13 protein-coding genes are annotated in these 22,928 nt (G+C 35.9%); 5 read left to right on the forward strand and 8 right to left on the reverse strand.

The features are described from left to right. Positions 1 to 62: 62 nt before the first annotated feature. The 3 genes from GGR32_RS02595 to GGR32_RS02605 all read left to right on the forward strand — a co-directional run bounded on the left by GGR32_RS02595 (position 63) and on the right by GGR32_RS02605 (position 5,682). A complete protein-coding gene (locus GGR32_RS02595; protein WP_183476065.1) occupies positions 63 to 998 on the forward strand; it encodes a PorP/SprF family type IX secretion system membrane protein in 936 nt (311 codons plus the stop codon). Positions 999 to 1,036: 38 nt separating this feature from the next. Continuing rightward, positions 1,037 to 2,902, forward strand: coding sequence for an OmpA family protein (locus GGR32_RS02600; protein WP_183476067.1), 1,866 nt, complete (start codon positions 1,037 to 1,039; stop codon positions 2,900 to 2,902). 116 nt (positions 2,903 to 3,018) lie between these two features. Then, positions 3,019 to 5,682, forward strand: coding sequence for a T9SS type B sorting domain-containing protein (locus tag GGR32_RS02605; RefSeq protein ID WP_183476069.1), 2,664 nt, complete (start codon positions 3,019 to 3,021; stop codon positions 5,680 to 5,682). A gap of 90 nt (positions 5,683 to 5,772) precedes the next feature. Here GGR32_RS02605 and GGR32_RS02610 read toward each other — a convergent pair whose 3' ends face one another. Beyond that, complete coding sequence (locus tag GGR32_RS02610) at positions 5,773 to 7,686, reverse strand: DUF5689 domain-containing protein (protein WP_183476071.1); 1,914 nt, start codon at positions 7,684 to 7,686, stop codon at positions 5,773 to 5,775. Between the two features lie 18 nt (positions 7,687 to 7,704). Continuing rightward, a complete protein-coding gene (locus GGR32_RS02615) occupies positions 7,705 to 10,470 on the reverse strand; it encodes a carboxypeptidase-like regulatory domain-containing protein (protein ID WP_183476074.1) in 2,766 nt (921 codons plus the stop codon). A 136-nt stretch (positions 10,471 to 10,606) separates the two neighbouring features. On the opposite strand from GGR32_RS02615, the gene GGR32_RS02620 reads away from it, so the two are divergent. Continuing rightward, positions 10,607 to 11,671 (forward strand): endonuclease/exonuclease/phosphatase family protein, encoded by a 1,065-nt coding sequence (locus tag GGR32_RS02620; RefSeq protein WP_183476077.1) that lies wholly within the window; start codon positions 10,607 to 10,609, stop codon positions 11,669 to 11,671. A gap of 81 nt (positions 11,672 to 11,752) precedes the next feature. Here the strand turns inward: GGR32_RS02620 and GGR32_RS02625 are convergent, their stop codons facing one another. The 5 genes from GGR32_RS02625 to GGR32_RS02645 all read right to left on the reverse strand — a co-directional run bounded on the left by GGR32_RS02625 (position 11,753) and on the right by GGR32_RS02645 (position 18,134). Further along, on the reverse strand, positions 11,753 to 12,184 hold the full coding sequence (locus GGR32_RS02625; protein WP_183476080.1) for a hypothetical protein: 432 nt from the start codon (positions 12,182 to 12,184) through the stop codon (positions 11,753 to 11,755). A gap of 100 nt (positions 12,185 to 12,284) precedes the next feature. Then, positions 12,285 to 14,900 (reverse strand): TonB-dependent receptor, encoded by a 2,616-nt coding sequence (locus GGR32_RS02630; RefSeq protein WP_183476083.1) that lies wholly within the window; start codon positions 14,898 to 14,900, stop codon positions 12,285 to 12,287. A gap of 121 nt (positions 14,901 to 15,021) precedes the next feature. Beyond that, entirely contained in the window at positions 15,022 to 16,290 is a 1,269-nt protein-coding gene (locus tag GGR32_RS02635) for a M23 family metallopeptidase (protein WP_183476085.1), read from the reverse strand. A gap of 120 nt (positions 16,291 to 16,410) precedes the next feature. After that, complete coding sequence (locus tag GGR32_RS02640; RefSeq protein ID WP_183476088.1) at positions 16,411 to 17,367, reverse strand: OmpA family protein; 957 nt, start codon at positions 17,365 to 17,367, stop codon at positions 16,411 to 16,413. A 2-nt stretch (positions 17,368 to 17,369) separates the two neighbouring features. Continuing rightward, on the reverse strand, positions 17,370 to 18,134 hold the full coding sequence (locus tag GGR32_RS02645; RefSeq protein WP_183476091.1) for an exodeoxyribonuclease III: 765 nt from the start codon (positions 18,132 to 18,134) through the stop codon (positions 17,370 to 17,372). A 113-nt stretch (positions 18,135 to 18,247) separates the two neighbouring features. On the opposite strand from GGR32_RS02645, the gene GGR32_RS02650 reads away from it, so the two are divergent. Then, positions 18,248 to 21,679, forward strand: coding sequence for a hypothetical protein (locus GGR32_RS02650; protein ID WP_183476093.1), 3,432 nt, complete (start codon positions 18,248 to 18,250; stop codon positions 21,677 to 21,679). A 2-nt stretch (positions 21,680 to 21,681) separates the two neighbouring features. Here the strand turns inward: GGR32_RS02650 and hflX are convergent, their stop codons facing one another. Next, positions 21,682 to 22,905 carry a GTPase HflX gene (hflX, locus tag GGR32_RS02655; RefSeq protein ID WP_183476096.1) on the reverse strand — a complete coding sequence of 408 codons (1,224 nt, stop codon included), beginning with the start codon at positions 22,903 to 22,905 and terminating at the stop codon, positions 21,682 to 21,684. Positions 22,906 to 22,928: the final 23 nt, after the last annotated feature.

The following is a 22,928-nucleotide window of genomic DNA, read 5'->3' on the forward strand; positions in this document are numbered from 1 at the left end:
TAAGCAGCTATGTCTTTCTAGAGAGAACTATGCTAGGCATGCTGATTCTAAAAATAGACATCATGAAAAATATATATTTCCTTTTAACCTTAGGCTTTATCATCTCGACAGGATTAAATGCACAACAAGACCCTCACTATACACAATACATGTATAACATGAATGTGGTAAACCCGGCTTACGCAGGGTCTAAAGAAAACCTTGCTGTTGGACTGTTATACAGAACGCAATGGACAAGTATAAACGGAGCTCCTAAAACAGGTACTTTTGCTATACATAGCCCCGTAACCGATAAGGTTGGTTTGGGATTATCGGCGATTACCGATCAAATTGGTCCTGTTGACGAAACCAATGTTTATGCAGACTTTTCCTACACTTTAAATCTTGGTGGAGAACATAAACTTGCTTTTGGAATAAAAGCAGGAGCTACTTTTCATAAAGTAGGTTTGTATAGTGATATTGGCAGTAGCTATCTTCCGCAACCTAACGACCCTGCTTTTAGCGAAAACATAAGCAATACTTACATAAATATAGGTACAGGTGCTTTCTATTATACCAATAAATATTATGTTGCGCTTTCAGTCCCTAACTTATTAAAAAGCAAACATCTTGATATTACGCAAAATGGACAGGAGCTTGAATTTGGGTCAGAAACTCAACATTACTTTATTACTGCGGGTTATGTTTTTAATCTTACAGAAAACACAAAATTTAAACCTTCATTTTTATTGAAATCTGCTTTTGAGGCTCCTACATCGTTAGATGTTTCTGCCAATTTTTTATTCTATGATAAACTAGAAATAGGAGGAACCTACCGATTAGATGATGCCGTGGGTGGACTGATAAACTTTGCCGTAACTCCTTCTTTACGCATAGGCTATGCTTACGACCATATTGTATCTGATCTTGATGTTGCTACGTCTGCTTCTCATGAATTCTTACTCTTGTTTGATGTAAACTTTGCGAAAAAAGTATCCATCTCTCCTAGGTTCTTCTAAATCAATTCTAAGAAAATCAATCCCTAATACTAAAAATCATGAAAAAAATATATATCACACTGGCAATACTTATAGCTTTTTATAGCCATAGTTATGCCCAGAATAAAAACACAACTAAAGCAGACAACTTATTTTACAGCTATCAATATACTGAGGCAATAGAGGCTTATAAGCAATTGCTATCCAACAAAAAAGCTACCGCTTACATCTATAAGCAATTAGCAGACAGCTATTACCTTGTTGCAGATATGAAAAATGCAGCGGTATATTATGATAAAATCAATGAAAAAGATAAAGATGAACAATCTTACTATAGGCATGCACAAGCACTAAAAACTCAAGGAGAATATACGCAAGCGCATAAGTTGATGGACAAGTTTGTAAAGCTAAACCCGGTAGACCAAAGGGCTTTAGCTTATATGCAGAATAAAAATTATGTAGCGGAACTTAAGACCACTGAACAAAGCTTTGAACTAAAAAAAGAATCCCTAAATTTAGAGCACAGCAGCAGCTATGGGGCTAGTTTTGGGATATTAAACAACATTTACTTTGTTTCTACTTATAAAGGGAATAAAACCGACAACTGGACAGGAGAGCCGTATTTAAACATTTATCAAACCTCTTTTGCCAACAATGCTTTTACCGAGCCTAAACCTATACCAGAGTTAAACTCCAAATACCATGACGGCCCTCTTACCATAAACAAAGAAGAAAATATTATATTTTTTACTAGAGACGGACATCTACAAGGAAATACCTTAAAAAGTAAAAAAACAAATACTAAAATAGGAAAACTCGGAATATACAGGGCTGAGAAAAAAGAAGGTAAATGGACCAACATCACACCGCTTCCTTTCAATAGTTCTAAATACTCGGTAGCCAACCCTTCGTTAAGTCAGGACGGAAAAACATTATATTTTGCTTCTGATATGCCTGGAGGAATGGGCGATACCGATATATGGAAAGTAACCATTCATAGTGATGGAACTTACGGAAAACCCATAAATTTAGGAGCCCATATTAATAGCCTTGGCAAAGAAAATTTTCCTTTTATAAACAAAGACAATGTTTTATACTTTGCTTCAAACGGACACTTAGGGCTTGGTGGTTACGATATATTTAAAGCTGATTTAACAACAAACGAAAAAGCTAAAAACCTAGGAGCGCCTATTAATAGTAAAAGTGATGATTTTTCGTTTGCTTTAAACCACGCACAAAATTTAGCGCTATTTTCTTCCAACAGGGAGGGAAATGATAAAATCTACCTTGCTTCTCCTATTTGTAAAACAGAAAACAACATCATTGTAAAAAACGCCACTACAAAGCAACCGCTTTCCAAGGCAAAAATTAGTTTACTTGATAAAAATGGGAAAAACACACAAAGTTTATATACCAAGAATGACGGGACAATAAGCTTTACAACTTCGTGCAAAGCAATTCCAAAAATAAAGGTGCAATTAACAAACTACCAAGAGCAACTTGTTTCGCTTACAGCAGAAAAACAAACCCTTGTTTTACTTGAACCTACACCAAAAAACGAGGTTATCATTACAGAAAATCAAGTCATACTAAAACCTATATTTTTTGAATTCAACAAAAGTAATATAACTCCACAAGGCGCTTTAGAGCTAGATAAATTAGTAAGTGTAATGAATAAGTATCCCAACATGAGCATCCTTGTAAAGGCACATACCGATACTAAAGGAAATGCAAACTACAACCTTAAGCTATCACAGAAAAGAGCTAAGGCTACCGTTGCTTACATCATTGAAAAAGGAATCGATAAAAATAGAATAGATGGAAAAGGAATGGGCGAAAAAGAACCTAAAATAGATTGTGGGGAAAATTGTACTGATAAAGAAAATGCGCAAAACAGAAGATCGGAGTTTATTATTGTGAAGTAATAGCGCAGTAACACCATTAATTTAAGCGGGTACAAACTTATGCTCGCTTAAATAGATTTAGTCCTCAATAATAATATTTCCGCCTAACAAATCTAAGCTATCTGAAAACAAACTATATGAAGCAAAATTTTCTACTCATAATATCTTTTATATTCGGGGTTTATATTCATGCACAAAACAATGGGCAAATGCAAACCGCACATTGGTATTTTGGAGATCATGCAGGCTTAGATTTTTCTAGCGGAACGCCTGTAATAGATACCAATGGGCAAATAGCTACCATAGAGGGGTCTTCTAGCATTTCTGATGAACAGGGAAACCTCCTATTTTATACCGACGGGAGAAGAGTTTATGATAGCACCCATAACATTATGCTTAATGGTACAGGACTACGTGGGGATAGGTCCAGCACTTCTTCTGCTGTAATATTACCTGTTCCTGACGATTGCCATAGGTACTACATATTTACCATAGATTTAGATGCCAGTAAGGTTCCGTCTTGGAGACCACAAAGAGGAATAGAATATAATATTGTAGACATGTCTCTTAATGGAGGCTTAGGAGAAGTGGTTCAGAAAAATATCTCTTTGCCTTTAAACGGGATTATTCAGGGTTACGAAAAACTTGCAGCAATAAGCAATGCCACCAAAACAGGCTATTGGATAGTTACCCATTTTCAAGGCGATTTTTACGCCTTTGAAGTAACCAGCACAGGGGTTAGCACAACTCCTGTCATATCGCCTTCTTCTATCTATGGTGGGGTTGAAAATATTGGCTATTTAAAAGCCTCTCCTGATGGAACTAAACTAGCCATGGGAATGAGTTTTAGTGTGCCTTCTGGTACAGATAAATCACTATCTTTATACAGCTTTAATAAAGCTACAGGTAATATTCACAACGAGCAACTCTTATACTCTCCAAACACATCGCAAGACTACAAACACCACTTTTATGGCATTGAATTCTCACCAAACAGCAACTTATTATACGCCACGGTACGAAAACTCCCTTATGATCAGACAGTAGACAAAATCTGCGAAATATGGCAATTCAATACAAACTCACCAAATATAAACACCAGCAAATATATTTTTGGCCTAGAAAATATCTGCTATGGCGGAGCTTTACAACTAGGCTTAGATGGAAAAATATATATAAATACACATACAAATCAAGCTAATGGGTATTATTTAGGTAGAATAGAAAACCCCAACACTGCTTACAATACCACTACAGGAGAGACGCCTATTTTTACTCCAGAGTATCTTAATTTTGGGAATACCTCAACAGGTGTTGGCCTTCCTACTTTCCTGAACCATTATTTCCGCATTGCGATTAATGTAAATGGGTTATCCATTCAAGAAGATCAGTTGTATTGCACGGGAGAACTGTTAAGTTTTGATTTCTGTCACCAAGGCGGTGAAATACAAAGTGTTTTATGGGAATTTGGAGATGGTAGTACTTCTACGGAGTTCTATCCGCAATACGCCTACAATACTGCTGGTGTACATAGCATCACATTAACCCTAATGGTAGATGGGGAGGAGTTCATCAGAACCTTTGATATTACCATTACCGGACCACCAGAGGTGTCAAATGCAGAGCAAGAAATATGTTTGTATGAAGGCGAAGAACATGCCTTTAATTTAACGGAAAGCCTAGCCGATATCAACCCATCCAACGGAAATCACCAAATCTCTTTTCATTTAACCCAAGAAGAAGCTAACAATAACAACAACCCTCAACCAACTACTTATACCTCCAACCAAACCACTACGATATGGGTTCGTGTAGAAGACCAACAAGGGTGTTTTGTGGTTAGAGAATTAGATTTAATTGTTTATTTTATTCCTACAATTTCTATCGCATCGCCTATTAATATTTGCTCGGGAAACACGGCTACTCTTCAAGCAGAAACAGAAACTACAAGTACCGTAAACTGGTATGATCATGAAAATAGTGCTACTCCTATTTATACTGGCAACCCTTTTGAATCGCCTATTATTACACAAGAAACCACTTATTGGGTAGAAGCCATAAGCCCAGAGGGGTGTATTTCTGAAAGAGCAAAAGTTACCCTAACAATAGAGACTGAAGAAAAACCTTATTTCGACATTCCAACCATTTATTGCATAAATGAATATGCTCCTCCGTTACCTCAAAAATCGATGAATGGCATAGCAGGAACATGGAGTCCTAGTTTTATAAACACCGCTACTACAGGAAGCACTACTTATACTTTTTCATCGCTCCCCAATGCATGTGGCAATAGTTATACCTCCCAAATAGAAATTACCGTAGAGGATATTAAAGTGCCTGAATTTGATATTCCGACCTTATACTTTTTTAATGAAGAGCCTTCCGAGTTACCGCTAATCTCTAAAAACGGCATTAAAGGCTATTGGGAAGAATCGTTTAACGGACATATAAAATATTACACCTTTTACCCTGATGAAAGCAGTTGTGCAGAATATTTTAACGTGCAAATAATAAGTTATCCTAAGTTTTTCACCCCTAATAATGATGGGATTAACGATACTTGGAGTTTAGCCGATATTCAGCTTAAATATAAAGAGCTTAACATTAAACATGTTTCTATTTTTGATCGGTTTGGAAAGCTATTAACAGGATTTGGTGCTTATGGAGGCTGGGATGGCACATACAACGGAAAGCAAATGCCCGCTAACGACTATTGGTTTAAATTAGAATATACCCTAACTACCCCCGATGGCGATAAAATAGAAAAACAACTTATAAAAAACCTCACGTTAAGAAGGTGAAATAAATAATTTACTCCCTGTGCTATTAAATTAAAAAGCCAGTAGATTTTAAAATCTACTGGCTTTTTAAAACTATTTATAAAGGAGTGTTTACTCTCCGATAAAAATATTATCAATTTGCATCGTAGTAGTTACACCATTTGCGCTACCTACGTAAACAAAAGCAACAAATACATTCTGTCCCGCATAAGCTGATAAATCTACTTGTCCTGAATCTGTAAAATTAGGAGCATGACCACCTGTAGATCCTGTTGCGATTATAGGGTCAAGGTCTGTCCAAGTTGCAGTAGTTACATCGCCAGAAAAATCTGTAGATACTTTAACCGTAAGCACATCTCCGTTATTATATGCATCTTTAGAGTCAAACTGTAAATAAGGCGCCGTAATTCCTGTTAAATCTACTCCTGGGGTTACTAGCCAACCTTCTACATCTCCTCCTGCATTATGAGCATTAAGTTGTGCATACATATTTCCATCATACGCTCTAGCTTGCCACACACGGTCTCCTGTAGTTTTTACATTTGTCCATCCTGTAAGGCTAACATTATCGTAATCTGCAAAACTCTCAAAATCTTCTGTAAGTGGTGCTGGAACAATAGTTACATCTCCTCCAGGATTTTCTCCTCCGCCGTTATCTCCTCCATTTCCTTGTTCTCCTGCTTCTCCAATATATACATTATCAACTTGGAATGTTGAAGTTACTCCATTCGCATCACCTTCATAGATAAATGCAACAAATACATTTTCTCCCACATAAGCCGATAAATCTATCTCTCCAGAAAAAACAAAATCACCATAACCTTGAGTCGTTCCTGTAGCCAATGTTGGGTTAATATCTATCCAAGTAGCTGTATTGATATCTCCATCAAAATTTGTACTAATTTTTACGGTAAGTGCATCCCCATTGTTGTGCCCATCGGCAGTTTCAAAAGATAAAACAGGGTTATTTACGGTAGCTATGTTAATACCTGGAGTTACTAACCATGCATTTACAGCACCCGAAGCATTAAAAGCACTAAGTTGTGCATACATGTTATCACTATGTTCTCTAGCTTGCCATACACGGTCTCCATCAACCAATATATTAGACCATCCGTCAAGGCTTACATTATCATAATCTGTAAGGCCCTCAAAATCTTCACTAAAAGGAGCGTCAAAAACACCTACTTCACCTGCTCCACAACGTGCGCCTGCAAAGTCTACATCTTTATCGGTGTTGATAAAAAACTGGTAGTTATCTCCGTATTTTGCGATAATTGCTTTTATAGTTCCGTTTCCGTTTGGTAATGGGTTATCTGCAAAATCTGCAAACGAGCTATTTCTTAACTCTACATTAGCACCTTCACAATCTTCAACAGAAACACTGGTATTCTCACTATTAGTGGTATAATTTTGATTTGGGTTTGCAAATTGTGCGTTAGCAATTTCTGCATACATCCCTAAGTAAGTATCGTTTTTAGCTTCAGATAAAGTTAGTGCTAAAGGAACTATTTCTGCAATAGTTGTAGAAGGCAATACGTGCTCATAGAATTTATTTTCGCTAATACGTGTTGCACCATAATTTGAATCTGGTGTTCCTCCTATAATAGGCATCCCTTTGTTCATAGCCACAGTTAATCCATCTATACGAATATATACTTTTCTACCTTTTCCGTAAATAGCAAACATTCCTGTTGCTTCTGTAGAAATCATAATGGCATGTGTTGGATTTTCTGGTTTATCTTGAACATATACTTGTTTATAGATATTTCCTTCTTTATCGTTAGAAACGATATAGGCCTCTAAGTACATTGGCTCAGATACGCCTTCTCCTACTTTTACAGGTGCTCCTTCGCTTGCAACAAGAAGCTGTTTAAGTTCTCCTAATGTATAATTCACCGTTACATTAGGCTCTTCGATACCTGCTTCTGGTGTATTATAATCGTCATCTTGCACACAAGCTGTTAGTACAGCCCCAAACAAGGCAAGAATAGCAAAAAGTTTAAGGTTTTTTATGGTTTTCATATTCTAAGGTTTTCTATATTAAAATCTTACGTATAAATTTAGGTAATAAGTTGTTCCGTATCCGTACCAGTATTTAGGTCCAAAAACACGTTTTTCATTTTGGTTGTCTTCTAACAAAGAAGTGTAGTCTGAGTTACGCCCTTGCTCGTATCCTCCTGTTTTATATTTTGTATCGAAAATATTGTTGATTGTTGCAAAGAAACCGATATAATAATCGTTCACTCTCCAAGATTTACCTCCAATAAGGTTTACCAATGTATAATCTCCAAAATTTTCTTGACGTAGAAGTTCTTTTGCTACCGCTTCGTCATACTCTGGGTTTAATACATCTGTTCCGTTTAAAGATACGGTGTTAAAGTTTTTGGTGCGCATTAGTGGCGAAATATCCACATAAGCATCTGCAAAATAATTTACCGTTGCTCCTACAAACCAGAAGTTAGGGTCGCGGTATTCAAAACCTGCTTGGTATGCTTGTTGCGGCCCTCCGGCTACACGATAATTTTTTAGGTAGGCTTTCCCGTAGTCAAGTTCTTGACTAAAATCATCTGATGTAATGTATAGGTTTGGATTGTTATTATAAGTATATTCTCCGTAAGAAGCAGCTCCTTTTAACTTGATGGTTGGAGTTACTTGGGCTTCGATACCAAACTCTGCTCCTATATGTTGCTTATCTATGCCTGTTAATATTTCTTGAATAAAGGCACTATTTGATGCTTCAGTTGCTAATGAAATTCCGTCGGCATAAAAGAAGGATACATCGGTTTCATCTTGGAAATTTGTATAATATCCTGTTAATCGTGCACTAATTGTTGGTGTACGGAAAATATAACTAGCATCGATGGCTGTTTTTTTCACCGTAGTCGCATTTTTTACTACAGCATTATTTTGGCGTGAGTTAGAGAATGACGAACGGATACCAGGTGCATCTGCAATATAAGCAGCGTTCATGTTAAATTGGTGACGTCCTGTTAAACGGTAAGTAAGTCCTAGCTTTGTACCATAGGTTGTAAAGTCTAGTTTTTCTCCTTTCCCATAAGAGTTATTAGGGAAAGACCCTGAGCGATACAGCCCATTACGTTGGTAAGTTGTTTTTCCTATTTTTCCTCCTATATAGAAGTCTAATTTATTAAAGTGAAATTGTGCTTGAGCAAAACCTCTATATTCTTCTGCATCTATTTCATAATGATATTTAAACGTATCGTCTGTACCTATAATACGGTTCGGATTGTTTAAATCGTTTTGTGAGGCATCTCCTGTGTTAAAGGAATCGATGTCTAAATAGCCAGTTCCCCCTAATAAATCGATCATGTTTGCAAAATTCTCAGAATTTAGCTTGCGGTAATGCAGAGATCCATTTACGGTAAGGTAATCGTTAACACGTGTAGTTAAAATAGTGTTTGCGGTAAGTTGGTTATCATCTACTCTATCTTCGTATAAATAGTAGTGAGACGTTTCTCCTTGTGCTTTTAATGCTTGGTTTACCCCATACATTCTATTCCAGTCTATTTGTCCATCTTGTTGGAATCCTACTGTTTTTCGGTATGCTTCCTCATAATTAACAGGGTCTTGCGCTAATTCAAAACTTGGTAATTTTCGGTAATATGCAGGACTTGGGTTTGCTACATTGTCATAGCCTAAACGAGAGTTCCCCATTTTCCCAAACTGATATGCTACGTTGGTGTTTAACTCTGTGTTTTCAGAAATATTCCAATAATGGTTTAGCATAAATATTGGTTCCTCGATTTCTTTCATACGAGAGTTTCTTTTCTCCCCATCTTGATACCCCCAATATTCGTTGTATTTAGTATCTTTTAAATCGTAAACTTCTTGTGTATTTGCCGATGTTTTCCCTCTTCGGTTTGGAGTATACAAAGCAGAGAAGTTTAAACTATGCTTCTCGTTTAATTGTTTTTCTACCGAAAGGAAAAAAGAGTTAGCATCGTAAGAAGAGGCATCACGGAAACCTTCTTCTCCAAATCTTCTTGAAGCAAGAACGCTAAATGCCCATCCTCCTTTTAGCATGCCAGAGTTGTAAGACCCCATTACACGTCCAGTGTAACTACGGTTAGACGCGGCGTAAGACACTCTACCTCCTTTACGGTATTGGGAAGCTCGCATAATAATGTTTGTTGTACCTGCTAGGTCTCCAAAATTATAATCGTTAGCCTGTGTACCCATGGTAAACACACGGTTACGTTGTGCATCGTTTAAACCTCCCCAGTTACTCCACTGTGGACGACCGTTAAACATTTTATTCATTTCTATACCATTGATAAGTACTTTACCGTTGGCAGAATCAAATCCTCTTGGTTTAAAAAAGGTTGCACTAAAATCGTACGAGGCTGCATTTAAGAATACATCGTTTGAGGCTTGTAAAAGTCCCGATAGGTTATCGGCAGTGCTTTCTTCACTACTCAACTCGTTATCAGAAAGGCTTATTGTACCGATTTCTATGCTTTCCTGATTGATATCTACATTAATTTCTAACACTTCTAGTGTTAATGTTTTTCCCTGATTAACAATAATCGGGTAACGTTTTGCTACGTATCCTTCTTTTTCTAGGGTTAGTACCTGCTCCCCTAAAGGAAGCTCTTGGTTTAAGAAGTTAAATTTACCTTGATTGTTGGTAAAAACTTCAATAAGGGTATTTTCTATTCCTACCCTAACACCTTTAATCGCATTATATGTACTCGCGTCAATAACTTCTCCGGTAATGTTGGTTTTCTGAGCGTAACCTACTACACCAAAGAACATTACCCCAAGTACACAAACTAGCTTTTTCATGGTTAAAATGTTCATTAATAATTGTTTAAAGTTAAGAAACTATTATTTTCGGGCTGCAAATGTACATTATTTAATTGCAATAGCTACTTTTGCCCCCTACCTTTGTAAAGATTTTACAATTAAATAATATCAAGATATGAAAAAAATTACTCTTAAGCTATTAATATGTTCAGCTTTTTTAAGCGGACTAACAGCAAGTTATGCTCAAGAAAAGAAAACCTATAAAGTAAATACCGTTGCGTTTTATAATGTAGAAAATCTTTTTGACCCTGTAAATGATCCTAAAAAGTATGACGAGGCCAGCCCTATTATGGAAATGAGCGAGAGCTTACGCGAAGAGGTTTACCAAAAAAAGCTAAAAAACACCGCTAAAGTAATTGCCGAAATAGGAAAAGAGGTTACCAAACACTCCCCTGCAATTGTTGGACTAGCAGAAGTGGAGAATAGAAGAGTACTTGAAGATTTACTAAATGAGCCTACGTTGCGCAAAGACGATTATGGAATTGTACATTTTGATTCTCCAGACATGCGAGGAATTGATGTGGCTTTAATCTACAAGAAAAAGTTATTTAAACCTACACAAACCAGTAGTCATGAGCTTTTAATTTACGATAATGAAAACCCAGAAAAAAGAGTTTATACAAGAGATCAACTGCTTGTAAGCGGACTCTTGGATGGAGAAAAAATTCATTTTATTGTAAACCACTGGCCTTCTAGAAGCGGAGGTGAAGCCAGAAGTAGCTATAAAAGAGAGCAAGCGGCGGCACTTAATAAAAAAATTATCGACTCGCTTTTTGCTTTAGACCCTTATGCTAAAATAATCACCATGGGCGATTTAAACGACGGCCCATATAACAAAAGTTTAAAAGAGGTTTTAAAAACAAAAGCCGATAGAGACGAAGTAAAACTAAAAGAACTTTATAACCCTATGGAAAACCTACAGAAAAAAGGTGTAGGAACCATTGCTTATCGTGACAGTTGGGATTTATTTGACCAAATGATTGTTTCTGAAGCTTTACTTAAAAAAGATTATAGCAGTTATCGCTTTTATAAAGCAGGAATCTATAACCCTCGTTATTTAACTACGCCTAGTGGAAAATATAAAGGTTACCCATATAGAAGCTTTTCTAACGGAGGTTTTTCTGGTGGTTACAGCGATCACTTTCCTGTTTATGTGTACCTTATAAAAGAAATTAAGTAAGGCAACAGGAAATTGTAACATATACAAAAAAACCTTCGATAATCATCGAAGGTTTTTTTGTATCTAAATTGTACCAAAATATTAAAACAACCAAGCTTTCCAAGGAATCATCAATAACATTGCAATTAATGCTAATGAATAAAATATAGCTATGGTTTTAAATTTAGGTGCAGAAATTAATTTCTTCTTATGTTTAGAGTAACCTATTGTTACTAAAATTGCAGCCACAATCATTAAAAAAGGGTGTTCTACATTATATAACCTTAATGAGGAGGTTTTCATAATTAAGCCTACATCTACATTATCGCGAAACCATAAAACTTTATCGCTCATAAAAAATAGAATTGCCCCAAACATAAATTGTGTATGTGTTGCAATAAGTCCAAATAGGTTTACTTTAAAGTCTTTGTTGCCAAAATCTTTCTTAGTTAGCACTCCTGCAATAGCATTTACAGCCCCTAAAGCCACTGTAAAGATTACCAAAAATGCCCAATACGAGTGTATGTCTTTCATAAAATAAAATTTTTCTGGTAAATATAGGTAAAAGTAACGCATTAAAAAACCGCCCTAAGAAAACTTAGGGCGGTTTTTACTACAAATGTATAATATTTGTTTAGAATAAATATTTTGCAGAGAAGTTCCAGGTTAACCCATTTCCGTAATAGTATCCGTAATCATCTCTTTGGTTGATGTATTCATTATCAAAAAGATTATATACATTACCTCTAAAAACAATTTTGTTTTTTCCTACGTTCATGTTATAAGAAGCTCCAACATCAAACAACATATAAGAGTTCAATTTTTCTGCTTTGTAAGTTTCGTTATTTAACGATTTTACCATGGCATCTTCAAAATCTTCTCCATATAAGCGTCCGTAATAATTCCAATCTAAATCTACAGATAATTTACTAGGAATAACATCGTAAGTAGTTCCGAATCCCATAGAGAACTGTGGTGCCATCCCTACTTTTACGTCAGATAAATCAACTTCTGCTTTATCAACAATAGTAAAATCATCGTTATTTCTAACTTCGATTGGGGTTACTCCATCATACTTCCAGTCTCCAATAGAAGTATAACCTCTTAACTTCCAATCTTCAGCTGGCTTAGCTTGGAAATCTAATTCGATACCTTTATGTAACTGAGCTACATCTGTCATTCTAAATCCTGCCTCGTCTAAATTTAATTTTCCGTATTCTCCTGTTACGTATTTAAATCTGTTATCCCACTTTGTATAATATAAATTCAGGCTTACTTTAATATCATCTGAAGAGTATCTATAACCTCCTTCAAAACCTGTAATATCTTCGTTTTCAATTTCAGGATCTGCAAGTTTAGTAATATCTCCTCCGTCAAAAATATTATCTAAGTAAGGCTGTCTGTTATAACGTCCTGCATTTGCAAAAATGGTGTTATTATCGTCAAATTTAAACGCTGCACCTCCTTTTAAGTTGTATCCTGTTCTGTTTTCTTTATCTGATTTTAAACCATCCCAACGGTCTTCTCTCTCATAAGATTGGTTTGAGAAAGCACCTTGAACAAAGGCTGAGAATCTATCTCCTTCGTATTCTACTTGACCAAAACCACCTTGGTAGTTAATCCACTCCGAGTTATCATAAGCTACACGCTCACCTTCTTTTGCGTAATCAAATAATGCTGCCCATGGCTTTGCATCAAATGTTTTTGAAACAACGTAATTATCTGGGCGATTAACATTTTCAGAAACTCTTCCGTCTAAACCTAATAAATCTACTAACTGACGGAAGTGGTCTCCTTTATAGAAACGCACATCTCCTCCTACATTAAACGACAGCCCGTTATTAAGGTCATAGCTAAAGTTTGTTACTCCTCCATACCATAAGTGATTATTTACAGAGGCTCTTAATACGGTTCCGTTATACCCATCACTAAGACCATTTGCTACAGTTGGGTTGTATTCGTTTTGGATATAATCCCAATCTATTAAACCTGTTTCATCATCATAAGCTCCACGTTGAGTTGGGTTTGCTGGAGCATTAGCATAATTGATGTATCTTACACCATTACCTAAATCTCCTGTTCCTCCTCCTCGTCCCATAGAGGCATATAATACGGTAGATAAGTTTGCTTGGTCATTAATTTCCCAATCCCAGTTAAAGTTTGCTACTGGCTTGTGGTAATAGTTTCTTCTTAGAGATAATGGATCTCCATCTTTAAAACCATAATTATTGTTGTATTTTTTACCATAACGCTCGTATAAATTCATAGATTTAGAGTAGTTCTGGTCGTGCCATTGAGGAGCTCCTGTAATTAAGAAGTTAAAGTTATGATTTTCTGTTTTCTTACCTACAGAGAAGAAATAGTTCTGACCTTCTCCCGCAGTACCTCTTGCATACTTTCTATGTGCAGACCAGTAATCTATTAAAACAGAGAATCCCCAACCTTTATCACTAATACCAGAATTGTAAGAGATAGTTCCTTTTTTGTAAGAATCATTTCCTGTCATAAAACGTACAAAACCACCTTCTGTTAAATCTGTAGTTTTAGTTACTAAGTTTATTGTTCCTCCTACAGAAGAGATGGCTAATTTAGAAGAGCCTAAACCACGCTGTACTTGTACTGCATTTGCAATATCGGTAATTCCAGACCAGTTAGACCAGTACATTTTACCGTCTTCCATCCCGTTAATAGGTTGCCCGTTTAATAAGAATGCTGTATTGGTTTGATCAAAACCTCTTAAAAACATTTGAGAGTCTCCAAACCCACCTGCTTGGTTAGAAACATAAACAGAGGGTGTGTTTTTTAGCACTTCAGGAAATTCTACGTTTCCTACGGCTTTATTCTGGATTTCAATTTTACCTACGGTACTAACAGCAACAGGTGTAGCACGGTCTCTTTCAAGATCAATCACTCCTTTTCCTACTACTACAATTTCTTCTAAAGCATTCTGATCTGCTTCTAAAGCAATTGTTCCTAAATTTTGCGTCTGCCCATTAGCAACGTTAAAAGAGATGGTTTTTTTCTGAAAACCAACATAAGATATCACTACTTTCCCTGAAGCTTTATCTACATTAAGGGTAAAGTTCCCATCAAAATCTGTTGTGGTCCCGCTAGAAGCGCCTACAACAATAATATTAGCTCCTGGTAACGGAGAGTTCATTTCGGTATCTGTAATAGTACCTGTGATTTTACCCTGCGAAAACGCTAGAGTAGTTGCAAAAAACAACAATAAGGATAATAATTTTCTCATTGTAAATATTTATTGAATTTGGTTATTGAATTTAAGTACAAAAGAATAGTTTTTATACAAAACTAGGTTTAATAGAATATTAAATATGTATTGAATAGATTAAGTAGATGTTAAGTAACACCTATAGTTTTGGGGTTGTTTTTATAATCTTAAAAGGAATACTGTCCAGTTCTTTTCGCAAAGGTTCTATGGCTAAAAAATAATCGGGTTTTAAAGTTTCTTTAAGCGGTTCTGAGCTTGGTAAATTTTGTTTATAAGGATCTACTTGCACACCGTTTACCCAAAAACGATAACAAACATGAGGACCTGTTGCTAAGCCCGTGCTTCCTACATAGCCTATAATATCTCCCTGTTTTACATGCTGTCCTACTTTGGCGTTACGCTTAGACATGTGCAGGTATTGGGTTGTATATTTCTGATTATGCCTTACTTTTACATAATTTCCGTTTCCGCGTGTATAACTAGACGCTACTACAACACCATCGGCAGTAGACCAAATAGGAGTTCCTGTTGGTGCGGCATAATCTGTTCCTTTATGGGCTTTCCAACGTTTTTGTACAGGGTGAAACCTGCGTCTTGTAAATCGTGAAGAAATTCTAGAAAACTTTAATGGAGCTTTTAAAAAGAAACTTTGTAATGAGTTTGCCTCATCATCATAAAATTTAGAAAATCCACTAATACTATCTCTTCCAAAGCTAAACGCATAATATGGGTGTCCGTAATGTGTAAGTACAGCTGCTTCTATATTTTGTACACCTGCATAAATGGTATCGTTAATGTACTTTTCGTTATAAATAAGTTTAAATTGATCGCCTTTTTGAATTTTAAAGAAATCTACTTTCCACTGGTAAATATCTGCCAACATATCAGAGAGTAAAATGCTTAGCCCCTCGTTATCCATTGCGGCCGATAATGAGGATGTAATTACACCCGAAGCTACTTTACGTTTAACGGTTACAGGTTTTTTAGCGCGATAGGCGGTAATGGTATCGGCAAGATCTACAACGGTATAGTTTATACGGTCGTTTTCGTAGATAAAAGCTTGTACATTGCTAATAGTATCTTTAGTTTTTAAAATCGCATAAGGTTTCCCTACTACAAGCCTTGTAGGGTCTAAGGTATCGCGTACAGCTTGCATAATGTTATAAACCTGAGTACGGCTTACCCCATGAGTATCCATGATTGCCCCAAAACTATCTCCAGATTTAATGGTATCTCTCACCACCTTAAAATCGTCGAGAATATACCCATATTCTTTTACAGGATCAGGGATTTCTTCCACAAGGTTTTCAGCTAATTCTTTTTCAGAATTATCTTCTTTACACGATAAAAAAACACTTACTAAGCTAAGTGCTATAATATAAGAAAATCTATTTTTCAAAAACCTCATTAAAATATGCGTTTTGAGCGATACAAAAATATTTAATGTTACTGGCTTACACAACTATTTTACAAAATTGTTAGTATTTCTTTGATTTTTAGTTCAAAAAAACAAAATAAACCCTATTTTTTAAATATCCCCTAATAACTTAGAAAGCTTGTCTAGCTTTGGAGTAAGCACTACTTCTATCCTTCTGTTTTTAGCTTTTCCTTCGCTACTTGTATTTGAAGTTACCGGGCTGTATTTACTTTTTCCTGCTGCGGTAAGGTTTTCGGGTTTAATTTGGGCATTAGCAAGCAGTAAACGCACAATTGATGTTGCTCTTTTGGTTGATAAATCCCAATTATCGGTCATTATTGAATTTCCTTTATACGGAACATTATCGGTATGTCCTTCTATAAGAATATTGATATCTGGGTTTTCTGCCAATACTGTTGCTAGTTGAGAAACGGCTTGCCTACCTTGCGCTCCTACAGACCAACTCCCGGAACGAAACAATAGTTTGTTTTCCATAAGCACGTATATTTTCCCATTTCGTTGCTCTATACTCAATCCTTTTCCCTCAAAATCGGTAAGGGCAGTAACAATATTGGTTTTTAAAGCCGTCATTTTTTTATCCTTATTTGCAATAAGTGCTTCTAATTCATCTATACGTTCAGAACGTGCTTTTAAGTTTTTTTGCAACTCTTCTAAACGGTTTTTTTCGATTACTAAAGCAGCCTGTTTCGCTTCTAATTCCTTTAATAAATCCCTATTTTTTTCAGAATTTTCTCGAAGTGAAGCACTGGTATTTTTCTCCAATGCATTGTAAGAAGCCTGCAAGTTTTCATGATTCTTGGTTAATGCCGCTAATGCTGCTTCTGCAGCCGCCAATTGCTCTTTTTTTACTTTTAAAGAAGCTTGAAGGTTTTGCAGCGTCTCCCCACAACTTTCTTGAAAAGAAGTAGCCGTATGTAAATCTGCCGAAAGCGCTTCATTTTTTTCCAACATTGCCTTATACTGCTCCTCTAAATCTGCAAACTTCTTTGCTGGAACACAAGAAATTATAAAACTTACGAGAAGAAAACTTACACTTATTTTTTTCATTTTTATGCTTTTAATTCTAACATTACAGGACAATGATCACTATGATAGGCTTCTTGCAAAATAACCGCACGCGATATAGCTGGTTTTAATGCCTCAGAAACCATGTGATAATCTAAACGCCACCCTTTATTACGCTCACGTGCATTAGCCCGGTAACTCCACCAAGAATATTGTTCTTTTTCTGGGTGTATATGCCTAAACGAATCTATAAAACCACCAGCAATAAACTTGCTTAGCCATTCGCGTTCTTCTGGCAAGAAACCTGAAACTCTTTTTAAACGTACAGGGTCATGAATATCTATAGGTTCATGACATATATTATAATCGCCACAAACCACCATTTTATTGCGCTCTTTAAGCAAATTTTGCATATAGGTATAAAAATCGTCCATGTAGGTAAACTTAAAGCTTAACCGAGCGTTGTTTGTGCCCGATGGCAAGTATAAGCTCATTACCGAAACATCACCAAAATCGGCACGAAGGTTTCTTCCTTCTTTATCCATATACGGTATTCCTGTACCGTAAATTACCGCATCGGGTTCTGTTTTACTAAGAATTGCCACGCCGCTATATCCTTTTTTTTCTGCTGGATACCAATAACAGTATTTATAACCTATTTCATGAAATACTTTTTCATCAAACTGTTCTGGAGTTGCTTTTATTTCTTGTAAACAAACCACATCGGCATCTGCTTGTTGTAACCATCGCAATAAATCTTTACGTAATGCCGCTCTTATGCCGTTCACATTGTACGATACAATAACCATTGTTATATTTTTTAAGCAACAAAAATATAACTAATCGAGTGTTAAACGAAAGTTTACAACTTAAAATTACAGATGCTTATAATATTCTAGAATTGTAATAGTTTTGTTACTGTATGCGTTTTTTATTACTTACATGTTGTTTATGCTTTGGGTTAGGGCTTTTTGCCCAGGATTACCCTAAGCTTACGCATACCAAAAAATTTAGCGTAAGCGACACCATTATTATCGAAAACGAAAGCATCAACCCTTTCGGATTTGCGGTTTTACAAAAAAACGGACAAGCTTTAGACAGCACATTTTACACTACCGATTTTCCTAATGGAAGAATTTTTATTCATGAAAATCTTAAAAAACAGTTAGACAGCCTCACCATAACTTACCGTAAATTTCCCCGTTTCTTAACCAAAACCTATCAGCAGTTCTCTGAAGAAGATATCATAGAAAACACCGATAACCTCTCTAGGGTATACAAACTAAACCAACAACAACAAAATACAACACAACCACTATTTGATGGATTGAACACCTCGGGTAGCATTGCGCGAGGCATTACCACAGGAAATAACCAGAACACTGTTTTAGACTCAGAATTAGACCTACAAATTACAGGTAAAATAAGCGATAATGTAAGCATTAGAGCTTCTATACAAGATGCAAATGTTCCTGTACAAGAAGCTGGATACTCGCAAAATTTAAATGAGTTTGACCAAATTTTTATCGAGCTTATCGGTAAAAATTGGCAAGTACGTGCTGGAGACATAGACCTTGTTAATAACACCTCTTATTTTGCATCTTTTCAGAAAAAAGTACAAGGACTATCGGTAAAAGCCGACCTTAATTCAGAAAACAACCCTACACATGCCTTTGTAGCTGGAGCGCTTGTAAAGGGCGTTTTTACCCGAAATCAATTTACCGCACAAGAAGGTAATCAAGGTCCGTATAAACTTTCTGGCCCAAATGGAGAACTTTACACCCTTATTGTTTCTGGAAGCGAACGTGTTTTTGTAAACGGGCAACTGCTTAAACGTGGCGAAAACAACGATTACCTTATCGATTACAATGCAGGAGAACTTATTTTTAACGCTACTTTTCCCATAACTTCCGATATGAGAATTAACATTGAGTTTCAATATACCGAGCGTAATTATTCTCGTGTTATTGCAACTGGTGGTGCAGAACATAAAAACGAAAAGTTTAGTATTGGTGCTTTTGTTTATTCTGAAAACGATTTAAAAAACCAACCATTACAACAAAACCTTAGCGATAACCAAAAACAAATTTTAGCAGAAGCGGGAAATAATCCCGATAAAATGATTGCTCCAAGTGCTATTCCTGATACTTATAACGAAAACAAAATATTATATACCAAACAACTTATAAACGGCACAGAAGTTTTTGTTTATTCCAACAACCCAGAAGACGATTTATATGCTGTGCGTTTTTCCTATGTAGGCGAAGGTCTTGGCAATTATAAATTAAGTGACCAATATACTTCGGCTATCAGTAAAATATACGAATATACAGCACCAGAAAACGGAGAGCCTCAAGGCGATTATGCACCTGTAATTCGTCTAAAGCCCCCAACAAAACTTCAACTTGCGGTTGTTAACGGAACGTATACCCCTAACGAAAAAACACATATTGGTTTTGAACTTGCAGGAAGTAAAAACGATGAAAATTTATTCTCCTCGATAGACGATACAAGCACCAACGGTTTTGCAGGACGTATAAAAGCTAAACAACGTTTGTTTAAATCTAAAGATAGTCTTTTAACGATGTATGCTTCTGCAGAAGCAAATATAATAGACGAGAAATACAAGAGTATAGAACGCTTATACGATGTGGAATTCAATAGAAATTGGAATTTAGAAAACCTACTAGAACTTCCAAAAGGCAACCAACATTTTATAACAACCGAACTTGCTTTGGAACACCAAAAAAGAGGGCAACTACGTTATGCTTTTCAAGAATTAGGTTATAGGCAAAATTATAAGGGTAATAAACACAACATAACCAGTTTTTATAAACATAAAAACCTACAGGTTTATGCCAACGGAAGCTACTTAAGCAGTAACGCAACAACACAAAACACCAATTTTTTACGCTATCATATCTCTAGCATATATTCCTTAAAACCGGTTTGGGTAGGTGTAAAAACCACCCACGAAAACAACGAGAAATACAACAAAACTACCCAAAGCATTAGTAGTGATAGTCATAAATTTAGCAGCTATGAAGTGTTCTCGGGCATAGGCGATAGCACCAAGGTTTTTTTACAAGCTGGTTATAAACACCGCATAAACGATAGCTTGCAAAACATGCGCCTACAGGAAGTAAGTAAATCTCACACCTATTACCTAAATAGCCAACTTATCAAAAATACAAACAGCAAACTTGAACTATTTGCAAATTATAGACTGTTGAAAAATAAAGACAAACAGAAAGAGGATGAAAAAACATTAAATACAAGACTCCTGTATCAGCAGTTTTTATGGAATAAAATAATAAACCTTAACACAACTTACGAAACCAGTAGTGGGAAACTGGCTCAACAAGAGTTTACTTACATTGAAGTAAACCCAGGAGAAGGAAAATATACTTGGAATGATTATAACCAAAATGGTATTCAGGAATTGGAAGAATTCGAGATTTCTCCTTATCCCGATCAAGCTAAATTTATACGCGTTTTATTGCCCAACCAAGTTTATGTAAAAACCAACCAAACAAGATTTAGCCAACTGTTAAATATTAATTTCAGCCAATGGCAAAACAAGAAAGGTTTTAAAAAGTTTGTATCACACTTCCATAACCAAACTTCATACCTTATAGAGAAAAAAATAGCTAAAACCGGTCATGATTTTCATTTCAATCCTTTTGCTTTATATGAAAATGAACTGGCTAGCAATATTAACTTTAGAAACACCTTGTTTTTTAATCGTGGGAAACAACGTTACACAACCTCTTACACTTACCTTAGCTCTCGTAATAAAAACCTTTTATCTACCGGTTTGCAAGAACACAAAATAAATAGTCATGTATTAGATTTCAACCATAAAATACAAGAAAGCTGGTTAATTTCGCAAAAAACACAATTTAACACTACCGAAAACTGGGCAGCTAATTTTAGCAACAGAGACTACGAGCTCGACGCTTTTTTAGCAAACCCTAAAGTTTCGTACTTATTGGGCGATAATACTCGCTTCTCTATATTTTACCAGTATCAACTTCAGGAAAACAAAAAATCTACCAAAGAGCATCTTACTCAACATAAATTAGGAACTGCGTTTATGTTTGCAAACACACAAAAATATACGTTTAACGGAGAGTTTAACTACATCTATAATAAATTTGACGGCAATGCCCTATCGCCTGTTGCTTACCAAATGCTTCAAGGTTTACAACCAGAAAAGAATTTTACCTGGACGCTTTTAGCCCAACGAAAACTCACCGATTTTCTAGACCTTAACTTTTCTTATTTTGGCAGGAAAAGTAAAAATTCTAACACGATTCATACAGGCAGCATACAGCTAAGGGCTTATTTTTAGTTTTATTCTTCCTCTCCAGTATATAAGTCGTATTCGGGGTATAAGAAATTATTATACGGAAATCGCGTGATGTGTATTTTACGCACAGCTTCGTACACTTTTTTTCTAAATTCCTCGATGTTTTCTTTATTCACTGCCGAGATAAAAAGAGCTTGATCGCCTACCTTATTCATCCAAGTTTTTTTCCATTCAGCCAAAGTATAATGTGCTGGTGTTTTTTCAGTAACCAAGTCATCTTCATCCAGTGGTTCTGGCTGGTAGGCATCTATTTTATTAAAAACCATCAATATAGGCTTATCGGCACTTTTAATTTCGGCTAAAATTTGATTTACCGAAGCAATATGCTCTTCAAAATTAGGGTGCGAAATATCTACAACGTGTAATAATAAATCAGCTTCTCGAACCTCATCTAAAGTAGATTTAAACGACTCTACCAATTGTGTTGGAAGCTTCCTGATAAAACCAACGGTATCGGTAAGTAAAAAAGGTAAATTACGTATTACCACCTTACGCACAGTAGTATCTAAAGTCGCAAAAAGCTTATTTTCTGCAAACACCTCGCTTTTACTTATTACATTCATCAGGGTAGATTTCCCTACGTTTGTATAACCTACCAAAGCAACCCTAACCAACTGACCTCGATTGCCTCGCTGCGTTGCCATTTGTTTATCTATAGCCTTTAATTTCCCTTTCAACAAGGTGATTTTATCGCGTACTATACGGCGGTCTGTTTCTATTTCAGTTTCTCCAGGCCCTCGCATCCCGATACCTCCTCGTTGGCGTTCTAAGTGCGTCCATAAACCTGTTAATCGTGGTAATAAATACTCGTATTGCGCAAGCTCTACTTGCGTGCGTGCATAACTTGTTTGTGCGCGTTGTGCGAAAATATCTAAAATTAGGTATGTACGATCTACTACTTTACATTGCAGAATTTTTTCTATATTTCTTTGCTGCGCAGGGCTAAGTTCATCATCAAAAATAGCTGTACCAATATCATGCGTTGTGATATAAGCCTTAACATCTTCCATTTTTCCTGTTCCAATAAATGTTTTTGGATTAGGAACATCTAGCTTTTGTGTAAAACGTTTTAACACTTCTCCTCCTGCGGTATAAGTAAGAAACTCTAACTCATCTAAATATTCTTTAGATTTTTCCTCATCTTGATGTTGTGTAATTACACCTATTAAAACCGATTTCTCGTAAACTATTTTTTCTTGTTCTAACATATATTTGCTTTGTAAAAACAAAG

It is taken from the genome of Mesonia hippocampi (assembly GCF_014197445.1).
GTDB classification, from domain to species: Bacteria; Bacteroidota; Bacteroidia; order Flavobacteriales; family Flavobacteriaceae; genus Mesonia; species Mesonia hippocampi.

Excerpts from the sequence above, each read along its gene's own strand:
- GGR32_RS02610 (WP_183476071.1), bottom strand. The coding sequence starts at position 7,686 with ATGAAAACCATAAAAAACCTTAAACTTTTTGCTATTCTTGCCTTGTTT.
- GGR32_RS02620 (WP_183476077.1), top strand. The coding sequence starts at position 10,607 with ATGAAAAAAATTACTCTTAAGCTATTAATATGTTCAGCTTTTTTAAGC.
- GGR32_RS02595 (WP_183476065.1), top strand. The coding sequence starts at position 63 with ATGAAAAATATATATTTCCTTTTAACCTTAGGCTTTATCATCTCGACA.
- GGR32_RS02635 (WP_183476085.1), bottom strand. The coding sequence starts at position 16,290 with ATGAGGTTTTTGAAAAATAGATTTTCTTATATTATAGCACTTAGCTTA.
- GGR32_RS02600 (WP_183476067.1), top strand. The coding sequence starts at position 1,037 with ATGAAAAAAATATATATCACACTGGCAATACTTATAGCTTTTTATAGC.
- GGR32_RS02630 (WP_183476083.1), bottom strand. The coding sequence starts at position 14,900 with ATGAGAAAATTATTATCCTTATTGTTGTTTTTTGCAACTACTCTAGCG.
- GGR32_RS02625 (WP_183476080.1), bottom strand. The coding sequence starts at position 12,184 with ATGAAAGACATACACTCGTATTGGGCATTTTTGGTAATCTTTACAGTG.
- GGR32_RS02640 (WP_183476088.1), bottom strand. The coding sequence starts at position 17,367 with ATGAAAAAAATAAGTGTAAGTTTTCTTCTCGTAAGTTTTATAATTTCT.
- hflX (WP_183476096.1), bottom strand. The coding sequence starts at position 22,905 with ATGTTAGAACAAGAAAAAATAGTTTACGAGAAATCGGTTTTAATAGGT.
- GGR32_RS02615 (WP_183476074.1), bottom strand. The coding sequence starts at position 10,470 with ATGAAAAAGCTAGTTTGTGTACTTGGGGTAATGTTCTTTGGTGTAGTA.
- GGR32_RS02645 (WP_183476091.1), bottom strand. The coding sequence starts at position 18,134 with ATGGTTATTGTATCGTACAATGTGAACGGCATAAGAGCGGCATTACGT.
- GGR32_RS02650 (WP_183476093.1), top strand. The coding sequence starts at position 18,248 with ATGCGTTTTTTATTACTTACATGTTGTTTATGCTTTGGGTTAGGGCTT.
- GGR32_RS02605 (WP_183476069.1), top strand. The coding sequence starts at position 3,019 with ATGAAGCAAAATTTTCTACTCATAATATCTTTTATATTCGGGGTTTAT.